This window comes from Plantactinospora solaniradicis (assembly GCF_042658085.1).
Taxonomy (GTDB): domain Bacteria; phylum Actinomycetota; class Actinomycetes; order Mycobacteriales; family Micromonosporaceae; genus Plantactinospora; species Plantactinospora solaniradicis.
The window spans coordinates 181564-199457 of record NZ_JBHSPR010000037.1 but is presented as its reverse complement, the minus strand read 5'-3'; the positions used below and the strand labels follow the sequence as shown (position 1 = coordinate 199457).

The window sequence follows — 17894 nt, the reverse complement described above, 5'->3', positions numbered from 1 at the left end:
TTCTGCATAGGAAGGGCCCCCTGTTAACAGTCGACCAACCGTGAGGAGAAGCCGATGAGGCGCGTGCGGCGCAGCCGTGGGATCGGGTCGGTACTCGTGCTGAGCCTGGTCGCCGCGCTGGCGATGCCGGGCCAGGCGACCGCCGGGCCGACCGACGCGCTGCCGTTCCGGAACCCCGAGCTGTCCCTCGACGTCCGGGTCGACGACCTGGTGGGCCGGTTGACCCTGGACGAGAAACTGTCCCTGCTGCACCAGGCCCAGGCCGCCGTGCCCCGGCTCGGCATCGGGTTCTTCAAGACCGGTACCGAGGCGTTGCACGGGGTCGCCTGGTCCAACAACCTCGACGACAACTGGAACCAGGTACTCGCCGAGGGCACGGTGTTCCCGCAGGCGTTGGGCCTGGCCAGCACCTGGGACCCGGAACTGGTCCGCAGGGTCGGCTCGGCCACCGGCGACGAGCTGCGCGGATACCACAGCGTCGACCCGACTGTCTGGGGCCTGCAGGTCTGGGCCCCGGTGGTCAACCTGCTGCGCGACCCGCGCTGGGGCCGCAACGAGGAGGGCTACTCCGAGGACCCGACGCTGACCGGAAAGATCTCCACCGCGTACGGCCGGGGCCTGTCCGGGGACGACCCGGACCACCTCAAGACGGCCCCGGTGCTCAAGCACTACTACGCCTACAACAACGAGGTGAACCGGAGCCTCACCTCGTCGAACCTGCCGCCCCGGGTGAAGCACGAGTACGACGAGGCGGCGTTCCGACCGGCCATCGCCGCCGACGCCGTCACCGGAGTGATGGCGTCGTACAACAAGGTCAACGGTCGTCCGACGCACGTCGACCCGGACCTGGCGGAGGTCGTCCGGTCCTGGACCGACCGGGAGCTGTTCAACGTCAGCGACGCCTGGGCACCGCACGCGCTGACCGAGGCCCAGCACTACTTCGACGATCCGACCGAGGCGGAGGCGTACGCCGCGATGCTCAAGGCCGGACTGGACAGCTTCACGGTGGACAACAGCGACAGCGGGCCGATGGTCGGCACCCTCAAGCTGGCGCTGGACCGAGGACTGCTGACCGTGGCCGACGTGGACCGGTCGGTCCGGCGGGCGTTGTCGATCCGCTTCCGGCTCGGCGAGTTCGATCCGGACGGCGGACCGTACGCGGACATCACCGCCGACGTCATCGACAGTCCGGCCCACCGGGCCCTGAACCGGCAGGCCGCGAACGAGGCGATGGTGCTGCTGCGCAACTCCGGCAACACCCTGCCGCTCGATCCGGCCCGGACCGGGAAGGTCGCCGTCGTCGGCCCGCTGCACGACACGCTCTTCACCGACTGGTACGGCGGGAACCTGCCGTACGAGGTGACGCCGCTGGACGGGATCCGGAACCGGCTCGGCGCCGGCGGCACGGTGACCGGGGTGGAGGGCTTGGACCGGGTGGCCTTGCGGGACGTGACGACCGGCAGATACCTCAGCGCGACCGGCACCGGTGGCGGGGACAACATCGTCGCGTCCGCCGGGGCACCGGCGCCCGCGGCACAGTGGGACGTCAACGACTGGATGGGCGACTACAGCACGCTGCGCAACGCGGCCAACGGTCGCTACCTGACCGGCAACTTCGGCCCGTTCAACACCTCCGCGCAGGCCCCGAACGGCTGGTACGTCCAGCAGCAGTTCCGGCTGGAGCGGCAGGGCGACGGCACCTACCTGATCCAGTACGTCGGCTACGAGACGGCCGAGAGCTGGTGGTGGATCCCCGAGCACTACGTAACGGTGGCCCCGGACGGCACGGTCGGTACCGGCGCGAAGGCCGACGCCGCCCGGTTCGCCCGGGAGGTCGTCAGCAGCGGCGCGGAGAGTGCGGTCGCGGCGGCGGCGGGCGCCGACGTGGCGGTGGTGGTGGTCGGCAGCAACCCGTTCGTCTACGGCCGGGAGATCCACGACCGCACCAGCACCGCGCTCGGCGAGAGCCAGCAGAAGCTGGTCGAGGCGGTCACCCGGGCGAACCGGAACACCGTCGTCGTGCTGGAGACCAGCTATCCCACCACGATGCGCAGCCAGCCCAGGTCGCTGCTCTGGACGACGCACGCGGGCTCGGAGACCGGCCAGGCCGTCGCGGACGTCCTCTTCGGCGACCACAACCCGGCCGGACGGCTCACCCAGACCTGGTACCGCTCCGACGACGACCTGCCGCCCGACGCGCTCAACTACGACATCATCGACACCGACCAGACCTACCTCTACTACCGGGGCACCCCGCTCCACGCCTTCGGTCACGGGCTGTCCTACACCACGTTCCGGTACGGCCGGCCGAGGTTGAGCAGCGCGGCGATCGGCGCCGGTGACACGGTCACGGTGAGCGTCGACGTGACCAACACCGGCCGGCGTACCGGTGCCGAGGTGGTGCAGCTCTACACCCACCAGCGCACCTCCCGGGACAAGGTGCCGGTCAAGCAGTTGCGCGCCTTCGCGAAGGTGTCACTCGCGCCCGGTGCGACGAAGACCGTACGGCTGACGCTGCGCGCCGCCGACCTGGCGCACTGGGACGTGACCCGGAACCGGTGGGTCGTCGAGTCGTCCGACTACGACGTGCTGGTCGGCGCCTCGTCGGCCGATGTCCGGGACCGGGCCACGCTGCGGGTACGCGGCGAGACGATTCCGCCGCGAGACCTCTCCCGGCCGACCCGTGCCGAGAACTTCGACGGGTACGCCGGGATCCAACTCGTCGACGAGAGCAAGGAGCGGGGTACCGCCGTCGGTGCGGTGGGCGCCGGGAACTGGATCCGGTTCGGCGACGTGAAACTCGGGAAGGGAACCGGGACGTTCACCGCGAGCGCGGCCAGGGCGGACGCCGGGACCGCGACGATCGAGATCCGGCTCGACTCGCCGACGGGGCGGCTGCTCGGCCGGGCCACCGTGGCCAGCACCGGTGACGTCTACCGCTATGCGACCACCAGCGCGGGGTTGGCAGGGGTCAGCGGCGGCACCCGCGACGTGTACCTGGTGTTCGGCGGGGACCTGCGGCTGGCCACCTTCTCGATCGGCTGACCGCAATCTTGGGCCACCCGCGTGGTCGGCCCGCCCGGCCGCCAGCGTTAGCGGGGTAGGGGGTGGTCAGTGTGCCGACAGGTTGTCCAGTTCGGCCGTGAACAGTTGGGCGGGGTCGAAGCCCATTCCGGTGAAGTGGCCGGCGAGTTCCAGGGACAGGATGCCGTGCAGCCGGGTCCAGAAGATCAGAGCGCGGTGGAGGGCCGTGGACGGGGCAGGGTGGCCGGCCGCCCACTGCCGGTGGTCTTCGAGGTGCGTGTCGAACGGTGTCGCGGGGCGGTCCGGGGGCAGCGCGACACAGGCGTCGAGCAAGGTCGTCATGATCTCGGACGCGATCTGGGTGACGCCGTCCGGCGCGTGGTAGCCGGGGACGGGCGTGCCATAGACGAGGAAGTACCGATGGGGATCGTCCAGGGCCCATCCGCGTAGGGCATGCGCCAGCGTGGCCAGGTCGGCACCGGACTCGGCGGCTGCCCGGAAGGTGTCGGCGAGGCTCCGGTACGCGTCGGTGACGAGTTCGGTGATCAGCTCGTCGCGGTTGGCGAAGTACCGGTAGAGCGCGGGTCCGGTCATGCCCATCTGCTTGGCGATCGCGTTGAGGGAGAGCGCGGACGCCCCGGCGACGGCGATCTGCCCCCAGGCGCGTTCCTTGATCTCCGTACGCACCTGGGCGCGGTAGCGCTCGCGGGGAGTCCTCGCACCTGCTTCCGCCATGACCTGCCGCCCTTCCACGCTGCGTGGCTACGCCATCAAGATTTAGTTAGAGGCTATCACGGACCTTCTTGACTCTCTCCGCCGGAAGCTGTTAGAACTTGTAACTGAAGCGAGAGGTAATCAGCGATCGAGCGCGGTGGAGGTTGTCATGGACGTCGAAGGACTGGTCGAGGTCGTACTGCCGGGCAGAGTGGAGCCGGAGGGGCTCCAGGTCCGGCGCGGCGCGATCCCGGCGGCGGGCCCCGGTCAGGTGCTGATCAGGATGGAGGCGACCGGGGTCTCCTTCGCCGAGCAGCAGATGCGGCGCGGCCGCTACTACGACCAGCCGGCGTTCCCGTTCGTGCCCGGCTACGACCTGGTCGGCACGGTTCTCGCGATCGGCGCGGGTGTCGAGCCGGGCCTGACCGGCACCCGGGTGGCCGCGCTGGTCAAGGTCGGCGGCTGGGCCAGCCACGTACTCGTCGACGCGGCCGACGTGGTGCCGGTGCCCGACGGGATCGGCCCGGCGGAGGCGGAGACCATGGTGGTCAACGGCATCACCGCCTGGCAGATGCTGCACCGCAAGGCGCGGGTCCGCGCCGGGCAGACCATCCTCGTGCACGGCGCCAACGGTGGCGTCGGCTCCGTCCTGGTCCAACTCGCCCAGGCCGCGGGCATCACGGTGGTCGGCACGGCGTCCGCGCGCCACCACGACGCTCTACGGGAGCGCGGCGTCGTCCCCGTCGACTACCGCACCGAGGACGTCACCGCACGGGTCCGCGAACTCTTCCCCGACGGGGTGGACGCCGTCTTCGACCACGTCGGCGGCCGAGGCATCGTCGCCTCCTGGCGCCTCCTCGCACCCGGCGGCACCCTCGTCTCGTACGGCAGCGCCTCCACCCGCGACGACACGGGATCCAAGCAGTGGCCCATGCTCAAACTGCTCGGCCGGGTGTGGCTGTGGAACGCCCTGCCCAACCGCCGCCGCGCGTACTTCTTCAACATCTGGGCCGGTCGGGTCCTGTCCAGGAACCGGTTCCGCGCCCAGTTGCGCGCCGACCTCACCGAGGTGTTCGCCGCCCTGCGGCGCGGCGACGTCACTGCCCAGATCGCCGCCCAACTGCCACTGGCCCGGGTCGCCGAAGCCATGCGGCTGGCCGAGTCCGGCACCGTTGCCGGAAAGGTCGTCCTGAACCCGTAGCGCGTCCGTCTCTGCCCGCCCGCGCGTGCCTCGATGTGGAAGATGGCCAGGGCGGCGACGACGATGGTGTGCCGCCTATCATCGCCGGATGGGAATCGCCTCCGAAAAGGACGATTGGCAGCCGCCGCAACGGCCCGACTGCGCCTGCCACGAGCATCTGGAAGATGTGCTAACGCTGGTCATCCCGAGCCGGGACTGGGATGAAGACCCCACTTTCGAGCAACTTCTCGAGACCGGGTCGCTCGGTGTGCAGCCGGTGAACCCGAAAGAGCGGTTCATGACCGTCTTCGACGAGGAACAGAACGAGTCCCAGCTTGGCCCGCTGCACTGGGGCATGTGGGCCGCCGATGAAATCTACGGCTGTTATGACGATGACGCCACGCTGCCCTTCGACCGGTCAATCGCTGGTCAGCCGGGTGTGGAAGTGGTCGAGTGGTACGACCGGGAGGAGTTCCTGATCGGAGCACCCGGCTTGTGTGAAAGCGGCATGCTCGCCGCGATTGCCCGGGCGCTGCAAGACCCGAGGGTACGTATTTGAGCTGTACCGCGCCATTCCGGGCAACGGTCGTGGTGGAAAACCAGATACGTCCAGACCTCCCGATGGCACCGGTTACCGTGGCGTGCCGGTGTCGACGGTTACCCCGGTGAGGCGCTCGGATTCGGTCCACAGGCGCTGGGCGGCGGAGACGTCCTGGCCGGCGGAGCTGTAGGCCACCCGATCCGGATAGCCGCGCTGCTCGAGGAAGCCGGACGGGCCGTGGAACTCGCCGCCCTGCGCTTCCGGGTCGGTCGCGGCGCGCAGGCTCGGCAGGGCGCCCATCGCGGCGGACTGCGCGAAGAACCGGTTGCCCAGTTGGCCGAGGCGGATCAGTAGGGTGCCGCCGTCTGCGGCGGGGCCGGTCAGCTGCAGGTTGGTCGCGGCGTAGCCGGGGTGCGCGCCGAGGCTGCGTACCGGCTGGTTCGCCGCCCGTAGCCGACGGTCCAGCTCGGTGAAGAACAGGATGTTGGCCAGCTTGGACAGGGCGTACGCGCGCCAGGCCCCGTACCTGCGTTCGCTCTGCAGGTCGTCGAGGTCGGCGAGACGACCGCGGTGGTGCAGGCCGCTGCTGACCGTCACCACCCGGGCTCCGGGCCGGTTCAGCAGGCGCGGTAGCAGCAGGCCGGTCAACGCGAAGTGACCGAGGTGGTTGGTGCCGACCTGCATCTCGAAGCCCTGCGCGGTGGTGCGGCGGCTGGGCAGCGCCATGATCCCAGCGTTGTTGATCAGAAGGTCGAGAGATTCGACGGAATCGGCGAAGCGGCGCACCGAGTCCAGGTCGGCGAGGTCCAGGGAACCACACTCGGCACTGGCGTTCGGGACCGCTGTGCGCAGCTGGTCGAGGGCGGCATCGCCGCGCTGCGGGTCGCGGCACGCGAGGACGACGTGTGCGCCGGCCCGAGCGAGGGCGAGGGCGGTGTGGTAGCCGAGGCCGCTGTTGGCTCCGGTGACGACCGCGACGCGGCCGGACTGGTCGGGGACGTCGGCAGTGGTCCAGTGGGCCATGGCGCACTCCTTTGGCTCTTGGTGCCCCTATGGCACCTGGTGCCAAATTGGCATTGATAGACTGTTGCACATGACGGCGCCGAACACCAACCCCCCGGGGCTCCGCGAACGCACCCGGAATGCGATGCGCGCCGAGATCGCGGCCACCGCGGTGGACCTGTTCATCTCCCGCGGGTTCGAGCGGACCACTGTCGACGAGGTGGTGGCGGCCACCGGAGTGGCGCGGCGGACGTTCTTCCGGTACTTCGACACCAAGGAAGACCTGGTCCTCGGCTACCTGGCCGACATGGGCGACCTGATCTGCGGCGCGTTGGCGGCCCGGCCCGCTGCCGAGTCGGTGTGGGAGGCGCTGCGGCGGGCGATGGACGACGCCAAGCGGGTGTTCGTCAGCGATCCGGAGCGGTTGATGGCGATCTTCCGGCTGTGCGGGGAGACGCCGTCGTTACGCGCTCGGCATGCGGAGAAGATCGGGCGGTGGCATGGCGGAATCACCGAGGAACTGGGTCGGCGGATGGGCGTTGATCCGGCCGTGGACCTTCGGCCCGCCACGTTCGCGGCGGCGGCGCTCGGAGCGTTGGACGCGGTCGGGGCGGCGTGGAGCGGTGGGCGCCGAGGGGATGATCTGGACGTGCTGCTGGACGAGGCATTCGACGCGCTGCGCGGGCCCGCGCCGGGTACGGGATGACCGCCTCGAGGTAGAACCGACGGCTACCCCGCCGAGCATGAGAGCGCGGTGATCAGGCGGGTCCCAGCAGGCCGGTGAGGATGCGGGACAGGATCTCCTCGAAGCGCTCTGCCGGCGCGGCGGTCGCCAGGGTGGCTCCGGTCAGCGCCGCTGCCAGGTGCGAGTGTCCGCCCGCGACGACCGCGTGGGCGAGGTAGGCACCCTGCCGTTGGCGGGCGTCGGAGGTGGTGCCGAGTTCGTTCAGGGCGAAGGCGGCGGTGATGGTGTTCAGCACGGCGAACGCCTCCATCTTGCGCGCCGCGTCCGCCGGATGCCCCGCGAGCACCGCCAGGACGTGTTCGAGCAGGTCGACGCCGTGTGGGCCGAGCGCGGGCCGGGTGAGTACCAGTTCGGGCAGCCAGGGGTGGCGGAGCATGAGCGCCCGTCCCTGCCGACCCACCTCCAGCAGGCCGGTCAGCCACGGGCCATCCGGGGCCGGCAGGTCGTAGCCGCCGGCGGCCTCGTCGGCCATCAGGTCGAGCAGGTCGTCACGGGCGGCGACGTAACGGTAGAGCGACGCCGCCCCGGTGCCCAACTGTGCGGCGACGCGGCGCATGGAGACCGCCGCCAGACCCTCCCGATCGGCCAGCGCGATCGCTGCCGCAGTCACCTCCGCCCGCGAGCGCTCCGCGGGCCGACCAACCCCCGACCGACGTTCCCGGAGCCAAACCGGGACCGCCTGTTCCCCCGCGCCCATCCGCCCCTCCCGTCGGTCGCGTTCACCGTATCAGTGCTGCTATCGTCATTCGCGAACGGTGTTCCCAAAGTAGCTGCCGTCAGGGAGGTTCTCATGACCAGGACGCCGCGCCACGCGCGCAACGGCGACGTGATCCTCGCGGTCGACGAACTCGGCGGTGCGGGCGGTGAGCCGCTGCTGCTGGTAATGGGCCTCGGGGTCTCGCGGTACTGGTGGCCCGACGGCCTGGTCGACGCCCTGGTCGCCGCCGGGTTCCACGTAGCGGCCTTCGACGGCCGGGACGCCGGGGGCTCCACGCACTTCGACGACGTCCCCGCCGACCACCCCTTCGCCGCGTTGCTGCGACGGCGCCCGGCCGCCTACACCGCCGAGGACATGGCCGACGACACCGCCGCCGTACTCGACGCCCTGGGGTGGCAGCACGCCCACCTCTTCGGCGTCTCTCAGGGCGGCCTGGTGGCTCAGCGCACCGCACTACGCCACCCGTTGCGGGTGCGTACGCTGACCTCCTACGCCGCCGTGCCCAGCGACGCCCGGGGCGCCGCCGTCCTGCGGTACGTGCGCCTGCCCTTCCTGGCCCGCCTGGCGCGCTTCCGCTTCCCCGCCGACCACGAGGGCGACGTGGCGGCCGGCCTGGCCCTGGCGCGGGCGGTCGCCTCCCCCGGGTACGCCTTCGACGAGCAGGACGCCCGGGCTCGGGTGGAGCGCGAGCTCGACGCCGGACTACCCAGCGGAGTCCGCGACACCCGCGCCCAGGCACGGCAGACCGGCGCGTCCTGGCAGGGCCCACGGCTACGGGATCTCCGCGTGCCCACCCTCGTGCTCCAAGGCGAGCGGGACCCGCTGCTGCGCCCGTCCGCGGGTCGGCACATCGCCGAGGCGGTGCCTGGCGCACGGTACGTGGAACTGCCGGGCACCGGTCACGACCTGCCGCGAGCCGTGTGGCCGACCGTGGTGCGGGAGATGCGCGCATTGGTGGATACCGCTGCCCACCGCTGATCCGTCCGACGCACCGCAGACCTACCGCTGATCCGTTCGACGCGCCGCACGCTCACCGCTGATCCGCTCGACGCGCCGCACGCTCACCGCTGCCTCTTGGCGGGCCGATCGGTGTGCGACGTGTTCAGACGAAGCTGGGCTTGGTGAGCCGCCAGGCGGCTCCGATGAGGCCGACGTGGGAGAGCGCCAGCGGGGTGTTGCCGAGGTGCGCGCCGGTGCGGGGGTCGATCTGTTCGGCGAACAGTCCGAGGTCGTTCGCGCGGGCGGCGGCACGTTCGAACAGTGCGGCGGCCCGCGCGGTCTCGCCCGCCATGGCGAGGCATTCGACGAGCCAGAACGTGCACGCAACGAAACCGGCCGGATCGTCCGGCCAACGGCGGACCAGACCGTCGGTCGTCAGGTCCGTCGCGATGGCCTCGATGGTGGCCCGCATCCGGGGATCGGTGGCCGGCACGATCCCCGTACCGGGCATGACCAGGACGGAGGCATCCAGCTCCAGCGACCCGATGGCTCCGGTGAAGGCGCCGACGCGGTCGTTCCAGGCGTCCCGCAACACGGTGGCCCGGATCTCGTCCCGGACGGTGGCCCACCGTTCGGGATCGGCGCGGGGGCCGAGTAGCGGCGCGAGCTTCACCGCACTGTCCAACGCGCCCCAGCACATCGCCTTCGACGCGACGTAGTGCCGTCCGGGGCCGCGGTCCTCCCACATGCCGGCATCGGGTTCCCGCCAGTGCGTGGCCTGCTCGGCAAGGCCGACGAGCAGCGCCTTCGACTCCTCCGAGAGGTCACGAATCTCGTCCTGGAGAAGGTGTGCGCCGATCAGCAGGCCGGGCACGTCGTGCTGCCGCTGGTGCCAGGCGTCGTTGCCGACCCGGACCGGCCGGCTGTCGGCGTACCCGCGCAGGTGGTCGAGGGAGTACTCGGAGAGGTCCCGCTCACCGGTCGCCCCGTACATGATCGGCACCGGTTCGTCGCCGGTGCGTCCGGCGGAGCGGGCCGCCCAGTCGAAGAGCCGGCCCGTCTCCTCCGGACACGTGGTCACCCAGAGCGCCCGTACGGTCAGAATGAAATCCCGCAGCCAGGCGTACCGGTAGTCGTAGTTGTCGGTACCGCCGAGCCGCTCCGGCAGCGACGTGGTGACGGCGGCGACCACGGCCCCGCTGGGCCGGTAGGTCAGGCCCTGCACGACCAGCGCACTGCGCCGCACGAGGTCGGGGTAGCGCCCGTCGTAGGGGTGCAGCTCCCGGATCACCCGCCACGCCTCGACCGTCTCGGCGAGCGCCGGCACCGGATCCAGGTGCCGCGGCGGCGGGCCGTAGGCCGGCGCGAAGGCCAGGTCGAAGCCGAGCACCTGACCGGCGCGGACGTCGAACTCGGCGTACGCCCGGCCGTGCGCGCAGTCCAGTGGGACGGGGCTGCGCAGGATCAGGGTCAACGGGCCGGCGTCGGCCTGGACCTCACCGTCGCGGCAGTGCAGATACGGAACGATCAGCCCGTACTCCGGCCGTGGGACGTATTCGCAGCGCATCCGTACCGTGCCGGAAAGTCCCTCGACAACCCGGGCCAGCACCATCGGGGAATTCTGTCCGAGTTCGTGTCCGCGCGCCCCGGGCTCGGCCACCAACCCTTCGGTGACCGCGACGTCGCCGTCCCTGGTGTGGTGAACGGTCCGGAGCACCAGCGAGTCGTCGACGTACTCCCGCTCGGTCCGCCGGTCCGAGCTGGCCACCGGGCAGAGCGTCCAGTGCCCGGCGTCGGCGTCCAGCAGCCGGCCGAACACGGACGGCGCGTCGAACCGGCCCGGGCACCACCAGTCGATCGAGCCGTCGCGGCTGACCAGCGCCGCCGAGGCACAGTCGGACAGCAGGCCATACTCGGCGATCATGGAAGCGGACATCCCACGCGGATACCCAGGTCGGGCACGGCTAGTACTGGCCGGCCCGGGCCGATCCAGGAACGGCGGCGGACGGGCGAGGAGCGGGGCCGGGCCCGGCTCCTGAGGTCCGTGCCCGGCACCATCGGCTCAGCCGGCCAGGCCGAACCGCTCGGTGTGCACCTGGCGCTGCGGCACGCGCAGTTGCCGGAGGCTGTGCAGCACGGCGGAGGTCATGCGGGTCGGGCCGCAGACGAAGACGTCGCGATCGCGGATGTCGGGTACCAGCTCCAGCAGGTGGTCCGGCCCGAGGATCGGGCCCGTCGGCGGTACCGGCCGGGACGGGCCGGTCACCAGCCGCAGCTCGGCCCCGCGGGCGTCCGCCAGCGCCCGCAGCTCGTCCGCCAGCACGGCGTCGGCCACGGAGCGCACCCGGTACAGCACGACCACGTGACCGTCGAGGGTCTCCAGGAGCGAACGGATCGGGGTCACCCCGACGCCGCCCGCGATGAGCAGCGTTGCCGGCCGGGTCCGGTGCATGGCGGTGAAGGCGCCGTACGGGCCCTCGGCGAACACCCGCGTGCCGACCCGGACCTGACGCAGCGTGGCGCTGCCGGTGCCGACCGCCTTGGCGGTCAGCCGCAGCGACCGACCGTCGGGCGCGGTGGAGAGCGAGAACGGGTTGGTCTGCCACCAGCGGTCACGGCTGAGGAATCGCCACAGGAAGAACTGGCCGGCCTGCGCCGGCAGCCGGTCGAGGCGGTGCCCGGTGACGTAGATCGACACGACGTTGTCGGACTCGGGTACGACCCGCGCGACGCGGAACCGGTGGCGGAGGTTGCGCCACAGTGGCAGGAGCACCCGGCCGGCAAGCACGGCGCCGAGCGCCACGCTCCAGAGCGTCCACCAGTACGCCTTGGCGAACGGGGACGCCGTGAAGGTGGTGCCCACCGCGATCTGGTGGGTGAGGGCGAGCAGCACCGCGACGTACGTGCCGAGGTGCAGCACGTGCCAGGTCTCGTAGGACAGCCGGCGGCGGGCGAACCTGGCCGACACGATCCCGATCGACAGGAGCAGGCCGGCCGCGATCATCGCCCACAACACGCCCTTCCAGGTCGTCACGAGGTCGATGACCTGTCCGGAAAGGGTCTTCCCGGACATCATGGCCAGACCGACCACAATGGACGTGGCGTGCGCGAGGATCGTCCAGATCAGCGTGAAGCCGGTCCACCGGTGCCAGGCGGTGAGTCGGTCCATTCCGATCCGGCGGTCGAGCCACGGCAGCCGCGCGATCAGCAGCAGTTGCAACGCCAGGATGATGGCGGCGTGCACGCCGAAGAACCGGCCGAGGATGAAGGGGGCGCTCGATTCCGGGTACGGCGACACGACGAGCAGCGTGTTCACCACGGCCACGTTCGCGGCGACGCCGAGCCACAGCGTGAGGCGGCCGGCCGTTCCGGGGCGCACCCGGGGGATGGCGATGTGCTGGACAGCAGGGGTGTTCACCTGGGTGATTCCTCTTCCTGAGAGGCCGGTTCGTGGAGAACCGGGGCCGTCCGCCGGGTCCGGCGGTGGTGCCGTACACAATGGCGTATAACCGCCGACACGGATCCGGCGCGTCCAGGAGACTGGCACTGTCGGAAAGGCGACGAACATCGGACCGGCGTCACCGTCGGCGATGCCCTGGCCCTCGCGGCCACGCCAGCCGCCGCCGACCCGCGTCCCATCCGTGTGGCAGGCTGCCGACGGGAGGGCAGACATGCTCAGCTATGAGGACGTCGCGGAGCTGTTGACGCTGCAGGCAAAGGCCTACGGCTTGTTGATGTGGCTCAGCCAGGCATCGGTGGACGACCCCGAGATGCTGTCGGTCGACGCCGCCGCACGCCTTGCGCGTCCGGGCACGGCCGCCACCTGGATTGCGGAGCACCGTTCCGAGTTGCCGGCCGACCTGGCGACGCTCGACCCGCACGGCCCGTTCGCCAACCTGCTGTCCTCGTTCTTCTCCACCTCGTTCCGGGTCGAACACCTGGAGTTCAACAACCGCCTCGTGTCGGCACGCATCGTGCTGTACGCCTCGCCAGGTCCGGCGGATCGCACCGGGATCGTGCGAACCCAGGCCCTCGCCGTCAAGCATCTGGCGGCCTCGCAGCGGCTCCCGACAACCGAAGGACAGGCCAGAGACCTCATCCGGGTACGCCGGGATCTGCGGGACGCCGTCCTGTTGTGGACCTATGTCTGGGAACTCGACCGGCGGGCCCGCAACAAGGGCAAGGGCCCGGTGGTCCACCAGATCTGGCGAAGCATTCCCTGGGAGCGGAAGCGCGCCCTCACCGCGGAGCAGGTCTGGTCGGCACGGCAACAGTTGCTCGACGCCGCCCGCGAGCGTGTCGAGGACGGCCCCTGAATCCACACGTCCGCGGCCGGTCGCCCGTCGCAGCGCGCAGGCTCACCCGGCGGTCCGGCGGTGGACGACCATCCAGGTGGTGGCGAAGTCGACCAGGGCACGCTGGGGCATCAGGCGGGCGGTCGCGTTTCCTACCCTGCCGACGGTGACGCCCACGGTAGCCTCGAAATCCGCGCCGAGCCGGGGGAAGTCGCTCTCGTCGGGCACCACGTCGGTCCAGACGACCCAACGGCTCGTCCCGTCCGGCTGGCGCACCGACGAACCCGTCACGGCCCGCCGCGGTGTCCGATGGCGCCACTCGGCCAGATGCAGCGAGGTGTTGGCGTCGTGCCCGCATCCCAGCAGCAACACCATTCCGTTCCGCCGGTAGAGCGCCCCCAGCGGGGAATCGTCTCCCAGCCCGTCGTCCAGCCGGTGCCGGCCCACGATCTCGCTGGCGTGTGGCCCCAGCGCGGCGAAGGACACCTGGGGGTGGTCGCTGCGTAACGCGCCGGGCCAGGTCCGGACGGCCTCGGCGAGAACGCCCATCCACCGGCTCGGTGTGCAGGCCGGATCGAACCCGGGGGTCTGTCCACGGATCATCGGCCACCACGTCGGCGCGACGGGCGGGTTGCGCCACTCGGCCGGGTCCGTGTTGTCCGGCGTGTGGGTCGGCACGACGAGGGTACCGTCGGGACCCAGCGCCTCCAGCACGGCGAGGACCACCGCGTGGACACCGCCGGCGACGAAGCCGAGGGTCCGCATCGAGGAGTGCAGCAGCACCACACCCCCCGCCGGCACTCCCAGATCGTGTAGCTCGCTGGTGAGCGAATCGACGGTATGGGGCACCTGCTGTTCCACCCCGCGAGGATAGTGCGCCGGGCCCCGGTGACACGTCAGCGAGCGCCATCGATCGTCGCTTCGGTACGGTGCAGCGCATGTCGATCGCGGCGTGGCTCGCAGGTCGGGTTCACACCCGCTCGGTGCTGTGGCGGTCGGGGCTGTTCATCGGCGTGCTGCTGCTCGTGGCCGGTGCGCTGGTCGTCGGGTACGCCGGGCGTGACCTGCGCTCGGCGTCCGTGCACGTCGCCGACGTACCGGTGGAGGTCGTCCGCCCGGTGGGCGGTGGGGCGGGGCGGCCCGCTGTCGTGGTCGCTCACGGGTACGCCGGGTCGGGACGACTGATGCGGCCGTTCGCCGACACGCTCGTCCGACGGGGGTACGTGGTCGCCCTGCCGGACCTGGCCGGACACGCCGCCAACACCGGGCAGGCGACCGGGCCGGACGAGATCGACCGGGAACTCGCGGCCGTCGTGCGGTACGTGCGGGGGCTGCCCGAGGTCGATCCGGCGAGGGTGGCGTTGCTCGGCCATTCGATGGGGGCCGCGGCGGTGGTCCGGGTCGGGGCCGCGGACCCGCTGATCGCGGCCACCGTGGCGATCTCGTTGGGGGACAGTACGGCGGCGGCCCTGCAGCCCGGCCCTCGCCACCTGCTGCTGGTCGTCGGCGCGCTGGAACCTGCCGGCATCCGGTCCGTTTCGCAGGCGGCGGTCGCGGACGGCTCCGCCGGGCGCCGGATGGTTCGGGTGAGCTTCGTCGAACACGTCGGGGTGCTCTACGCCAGCCGTACCCATCGGGAGGCCGCGCGCTGGCTCGACGACGCCCTGCGTCACCAGCCGGAGCGACAGGTGGTCGCCGCGAAGCGTCGGGTGGCGGCGGGCGGGCTGATCATGATCGGGACGCTGCTCCTGGTGATCGCCGCGCTGATCCGGCCATCGGCGCGTCATGCGCCCTCACCCCCGGCCGGTTCGGTACTGCCCGTACGCGAACCGATGGCGTGGCTCGTCGGTGCGGTGCTGGTCGCCCCGGTTCCGGCGCTGGTCGGCGGCTGGTTGTCGACCCGGATGCTGCCGGCGCCGGTATCCGGCTATCTCGTCGGTTACTTCGCGCTCGCCGGGGCCACCCTCGCGACCGCCGCCGTGGTGGCCCGCCGTCGTGCCGGGGCCCGTCCGGCGGAGGACGATGCGGGTGACCCGGTCGGTTCCTTGCGGCACGACACCGCGCCGTGGACGGCGGCTGCCTCCGCCGTCGCGCTGGCTGTCGCGGCGAGCGCGGCGGTCGTCGTACCCATCCATCTCGGCCTGACCTCGGTGGTGCCGCACGGGTCGCGCTGGTGGCTGATCGGGTTGCTCGTCCTCGCCACCGGGGCCCTGCTCGGCGGAGCGAACGCCCTCGTCCGTCCAGCATGGAGCATCGCGGTCCTGGCCGCGGTATGTCTGCCCATTCCGATAGCTGCCACCGTCGGCCTGGCCCCCGGCTTCCTCGCGCTCGTCACACCGTTGATCGCGGCGCTGCTCGCGCTGTACGTCCTGGTGGCCGGCGTGGCGTGGCTGACCGGGATGCCCTGGTGGCGCACCATCCCGGCCGGCGCCCTGATGGTCGCCTGGCCCGTCGCGACCGCACTGCCGATCACCTGAGACGGCGCGGTCGCGATCACGTGTCCGGTGCGCGTCGGGCCGGGTCCTGTCGTGGATCATGGGCGGATGACGGTGCATCAACTCGACTCGCGACTGGCCGGAGCGTCAACTGCCGTCGTCCGCGAGGTCTCCGGGGAAGTCCTGATCACCACCTCTGAGCCTGGCTCGTTGGCCGAGCTGCGTCGGGCCCTGGCCGTCACTCGCGTACTCGACATGGTGTGCGTGTGTGCCGGCGAGTACCGGGTCGAGTTCGTCGACGATGGTGGGGAGCGCGTCGCGACGGTAGGCCATCACCACGCGTACTCGCTGCGATGGAAGGGATTCTCGGCCGACGCCGAGCTGCGGGACGGGACAGCCCTCCTGCGTTGGTTGTCCGACCGAGGTATTCCGCACCCGCTGGACCGGTTCCATGCCGAGCAGGCACGCCAGGCCGCAGCCCGCGCCGCCTCCGAGGTGGCCGAACGGTCCTGGCGCGCCGCCGCGGCCGTACCCGGGGAGGTTGTCGACGCCATCCTCGGCTCGGACCCGCCGACGACCGCCGAACTCCTTCAGCAGGTCCGAGGCGTCCACCGGACGGACTCCGCCGTGGCCCTGGCCCTGCTGGCATGGTGCGGTTCCGGTACGGGGCGCTACTCCGGCTACCCCTCACACGAGGGAGTCCCGAGCAGGCTGCTCGCCGAACTGCCCATCGCGGCCATCGCCGAAGCCCTCGCCGGACCGGAGGCGACCGACGAGCATTTCGCCGGAGCGGTGCGGCACCTGACCGGATGGCAGGCGCGCAAGAGGCTGACCCGTGACATCGGCAGGTTGCCGACGGAGATCCGTGCGCGCCTCGTCGCGGTCGGCCAGCAGGCCCCGGATCCCGCGATCCGATCCCGATCGGCCGCGCAGCTCGCCTGAGTGGGCAGTCAATGGACTCGGCCGTCGGGCGCGGGCGCATTTCTGTCGAGTGGCCGGTTGGGCAGCAGCTGCCACCATGGGCCTTCACCGTAGGGGGCCCGGTGGAGGCGATGGCATGCAGATTATCGAGGTCACTGAACTGGGCTACCGGGTGTTGCGATTCAACAACCGGACACAGCTTGTCGAGCAGGACATCGACTACGAATCGCTGGGCGTCGAGATCGTACGGCCGGATGTGGACTCGGCGCAGTTCAAGGCCGCCTGGCGCCGGATACCGCTGACGGACCGACTCCTGATGTGGGTCGTACTGCCGATCGTCGTGCTCGTCCGGCTGTTCGGGGGCACCCGGAGGATCTGGTCGAGCGCGATGGAGCGGAACGATCTGCCGTCGCCGGAGGACGAGGACGCCGCCGAGGCGATGCCCGAGCTGGAACGTGCCTTGAGTGGCGAGCGCGATGACCGGCTGCTCGCGGCTCTGCGACGACTACACGAGGAACGCGGCGACGAAGCCATCGAGGTAGCGGTGGTCTACGGCGCCGGCCATGTGCCGGCGATCGTGACTGGTCTGATGCGCCACGGTTACCGCCCCCGTTCGGGCGAATGGCTCACCCTCGCGGACGTGTGACGATCGCCGTCTTCCGAATCACGGCAACCAGGACGGCATTGACCGCGTTGTCGGTAACCTGCCAGCGGCTGCTCGCCACCGCCGCCGATCGACGGCCGACAACATCGGTCGGCGAGGTCGGGGGATCGGCTGTTGCCATTCCCACGACCTCGCCGGTGGGACCGTTGACGGCTGAAGGCGGTGGACGGGGCGTACGTCCGTCATTTCGCTGCGGGTTGCAGCCCGCTGACGAACGCGACGAACTCGGCCCGCTGCTCCTCGGTCATCGGTTCCTTCGGGATGGTGATTGCCTGGATCTTGCCGAACATGACGTACCAGGCCTCGGGGGTCTCGATGACGCGGTCGAGGCCGGCCCACCGGAACCGCGACTCGGCGAGCGGGTAGGACATCGTGACCCACTCGTCGTCCAGCGTCATATGGAACCCGTCCTTGATGACGTTGGACTGCATACGCATCGATCGGGCCACCGTGATCGGGGCGATCGCGGTCACGAACACCAGCCCGAGGACCACAGCAAGATAGGCCACCGAAGCCGAGGGCTCCAGCGCCACCAGGCCCAGGCCGAGGACGAACAGCACGCCACCCAGGATGCGGACGAGCCTCATCTGCGGGCGGAGGATGAACTGGATCGTGCGCCGGAGCCGCTTTTCGTCATAGGCGACCCACATGGAGATGTGCATCGCCGCATCCTAGATCCCGTGCTCGGTGCATACGGACGCCGCCGACGGGACGCC

The 17894-nt window shown here is 71.0% G+C and carries 16 protein-coding genes; 9 read left to right on the top strand and 7 right to left on the bottom strand.

Translation table 11 applies throughout. The annotated features are described in order from the left end of the window. Window positions 1–54 precede the first annotated feature (54 nt). Complete coding sequence (locus tag ACFP2T_RS32390) at window positions 55–3045, top strand: glycoside hydrolase family 3 protein (RefSeq protein ID WP_377428498.1); 2991 nt, start codon at window positions 55–57, stop codon at window positions 3043–3045. A gap of 66 nt (window positions 3046–3111) precedes the next feature. On the opposite strand, the gene ACFP2T_RS32385 is transcribed toward ACFP2T_RS32390, so the two are convergent. Beyond that, window positions 3112–3759: a TetR/AcrR family transcriptional regulator gene (locus ACFP2T_RS32385; protein WP_377428496.1), complete on the bottom strand. Its 648-nt coding sequence runs from the start codon at window positions 3757–3759 to the stop codon at window positions 3112–3114. A 148-nt stretch (window positions 3760–3907) separates the two neighbouring features. Between ACFP2T_RS32385 and ACFP2T_RS32380 the strand changes: the two genes are divergently transcribed. Both ACFP2T_RS32380 and ACFP2T_RS32375 read left to right on the top strand, forming a co-directional pair. Beyond that, window positions 3908–4939, top strand: coding sequence for a medium chain dehydrogenase/reductase family protein (locus ACFP2T_RS32380; RefSeq protein WP_377428494.1), 1032 nt, complete (start codon window positions 3908–3910; stop codon window positions 4937–4939). Window positions 4940–5027: 88 nt separating this feature from the next. Then, entirely contained in the window at window positions 5028–5477 is a 450-nt protein-coding gene (locus tag ACFP2T_RS32375) for a hypothetical protein (RefSeq protein WP_377428493.1), read from the top strand. Window positions 5478–5549: 72 nt separating this feature from the next. On the opposite strand, the gene ACFP2T_RS32370 is transcribed toward ACFP2T_RS32375, so the two are convergent. Then, on the bottom strand, window positions 5550–6482 hold the full coding sequence (locus tag ACFP2T_RS32370; protein WP_377428491.1) for an oxidoreductase: 933 nt from the start codon (window positions 6480–6482) through the stop codon (window positions 5550–5552). 70 nt (window positions 6483–6552) lie between these two features. Between ACFP2T_RS32370 and ACFP2T_RS32365 the strand changes: the two genes are divergently transcribed. Continuing rightward, entirely contained in the window at window positions 6553–7167 is a 615-nt protein-coding gene (locus ACFP2T_RS32365; RefSeq protein ID WP_377428489.1) for an acyl-CoA-like ligand-binding transcription factor, read from the top strand. A gap of 52 nt (window positions 7168–7219) precedes the next feature. On the opposite strand, the gene ACFP2T_RS32360 is transcribed toward ACFP2T_RS32365, so the two are convergent. Further along, a complete protein-coding gene (locus tag ACFP2T_RS32360; RefSeq protein WP_377428487.1) occupies window positions 7220–7816 on the bottom strand; it encodes a TetR/AcrR family transcriptional regulator in 597 nt (198 codons plus the stop codon). Between the two features lie 180 nt (window positions 7817–7996). On the opposite strand from ACFP2T_RS32360, the gene ACFP2T_RS32355 reads away from it, so the two are divergent. After that, window positions 7997–8902, top strand: coding sequence for an alpha/beta fold hydrolase (locus ACFP2T_RS32355; RefSeq protein WP_377428485.1), 906 nt, complete (start codon window positions 7997–7999; stop codon window positions 8900–8902). A gap of 124 nt (window positions 8903–9026) precedes the next feature. Here ACFP2T_RS32355 and ACFP2T_RS32350 read toward each other — a convergent pair whose 3' ends face one another. Together ACFP2T_RS32350 and ACFP2T_RS32345 are read right to left on the bottom strand one after the other, a co-directional pair. Then, entirely contained in the window at window positions 9027–10799 is a 1773-nt protein-coding gene (locus ACFP2T_RS32350) for a glycoside hydrolase family 15 protein (RefSeq protein WP_377428483.1), read from the bottom strand. Window positions 10800–10925: 126 nt separating this feature from the next. Further along, window positions 10926–12281 carry a ferredoxin reductase family protein gene (locus ACFP2T_RS32345; protein WP_377428481.1) on the bottom strand — a complete coding sequence of 452 codons (1356 nt, stop codon included), beginning with the start codon at window positions 12279–12281 and terminating at the stop codon, window positions 10926–10928. Window positions 12282–12534: 253 nt separating this feature from the next. On the opposite strand from ACFP2T_RS32345, the gene ACFP2T_RS32340 reads away from it, so the two are divergent. Further along, on the top strand, window positions 12535–13179 hold the full coding sequence (locus tag ACFP2T_RS32340) for a hypothetical protein (protein WP_377428479.1): 645 nt from the start codon (window positions 12535–12537) through the stop codon (window positions 13177–13179). Between the two features lie 42 nt (window positions 13180–13221). On the opposite strand, the gene ACFP2T_RS32335 is transcribed toward ACFP2T_RS32340, so the two are convergent. Further along, complete coding sequence (locus tag ACFP2T_RS32335; protein ID WP_377428477.1) at window positions 13222–14019, bottom strand: AAC(3) family N-acetyltransferase; 798 nt, start codon at window positions 14017–14019, stop codon at window positions 13222–13224. Between the two features lie 77 nt (window positions 14020–14096). Between ACFP2T_RS32335 and ACFP2T_RS32330 the strand changes: the two genes are divergently transcribed. The 3 genes from ACFP2T_RS32330 to ACFP2T_RS32320 all read left to right on the top strand — a co-directional run bounded on the left by ACFP2T_RS32330 (window position 14097) and on the right by ACFP2T_RS32320 (window position 17160). Continuing rightward, window positions 14097–15635 (top strand): alpha/beta fold hydrolase, encoded by a 1539-nt coding sequence (locus ACFP2T_RS32330; RefSeq protein WP_377428475.1) that lies wholly within the window; start codon window positions 14097–14099, stop codon window positions 15633–15635. A 66-nt stretch (window positions 15636–15701) separates the two neighbouring features. Further along, window positions 15702–16535: a hypothetical protein gene (locus tag ACFP2T_RS32325; RefSeq protein WP_377428474.1), complete on the top strand. Its 834-nt coding sequence runs from the start codon at window positions 15702–15704 to the stop codon at window positions 16533–16535. 115 nt (window positions 16536–16650) lie between these two features. Continuing rightward, window positions 16651–17160: a hypothetical protein gene (locus ACFP2T_RS32320; RefSeq protein ID WP_377428473.1), complete on the top strand. Its 510-nt coding sequence runs from the start codon at window positions 16651–16653 to the stop codon at window positions 17158–17160. Between the two features lie 200 nt (window positions 17161–17360). Here ACFP2T_RS32320 and ACFP2T_RS32315 read toward each other — a convergent pair whose 3' ends face one another. Continuing rightward, entirely contained in the window at window positions 17361–17840 is a 480-nt protein-coding gene (locus tag ACFP2T_RS32315) for a YcxB family protein (RefSeq protein WP_377428471.1), read from the bottom strand. Window positions 17841–17894: the final 54 nt, after the last annotated feature.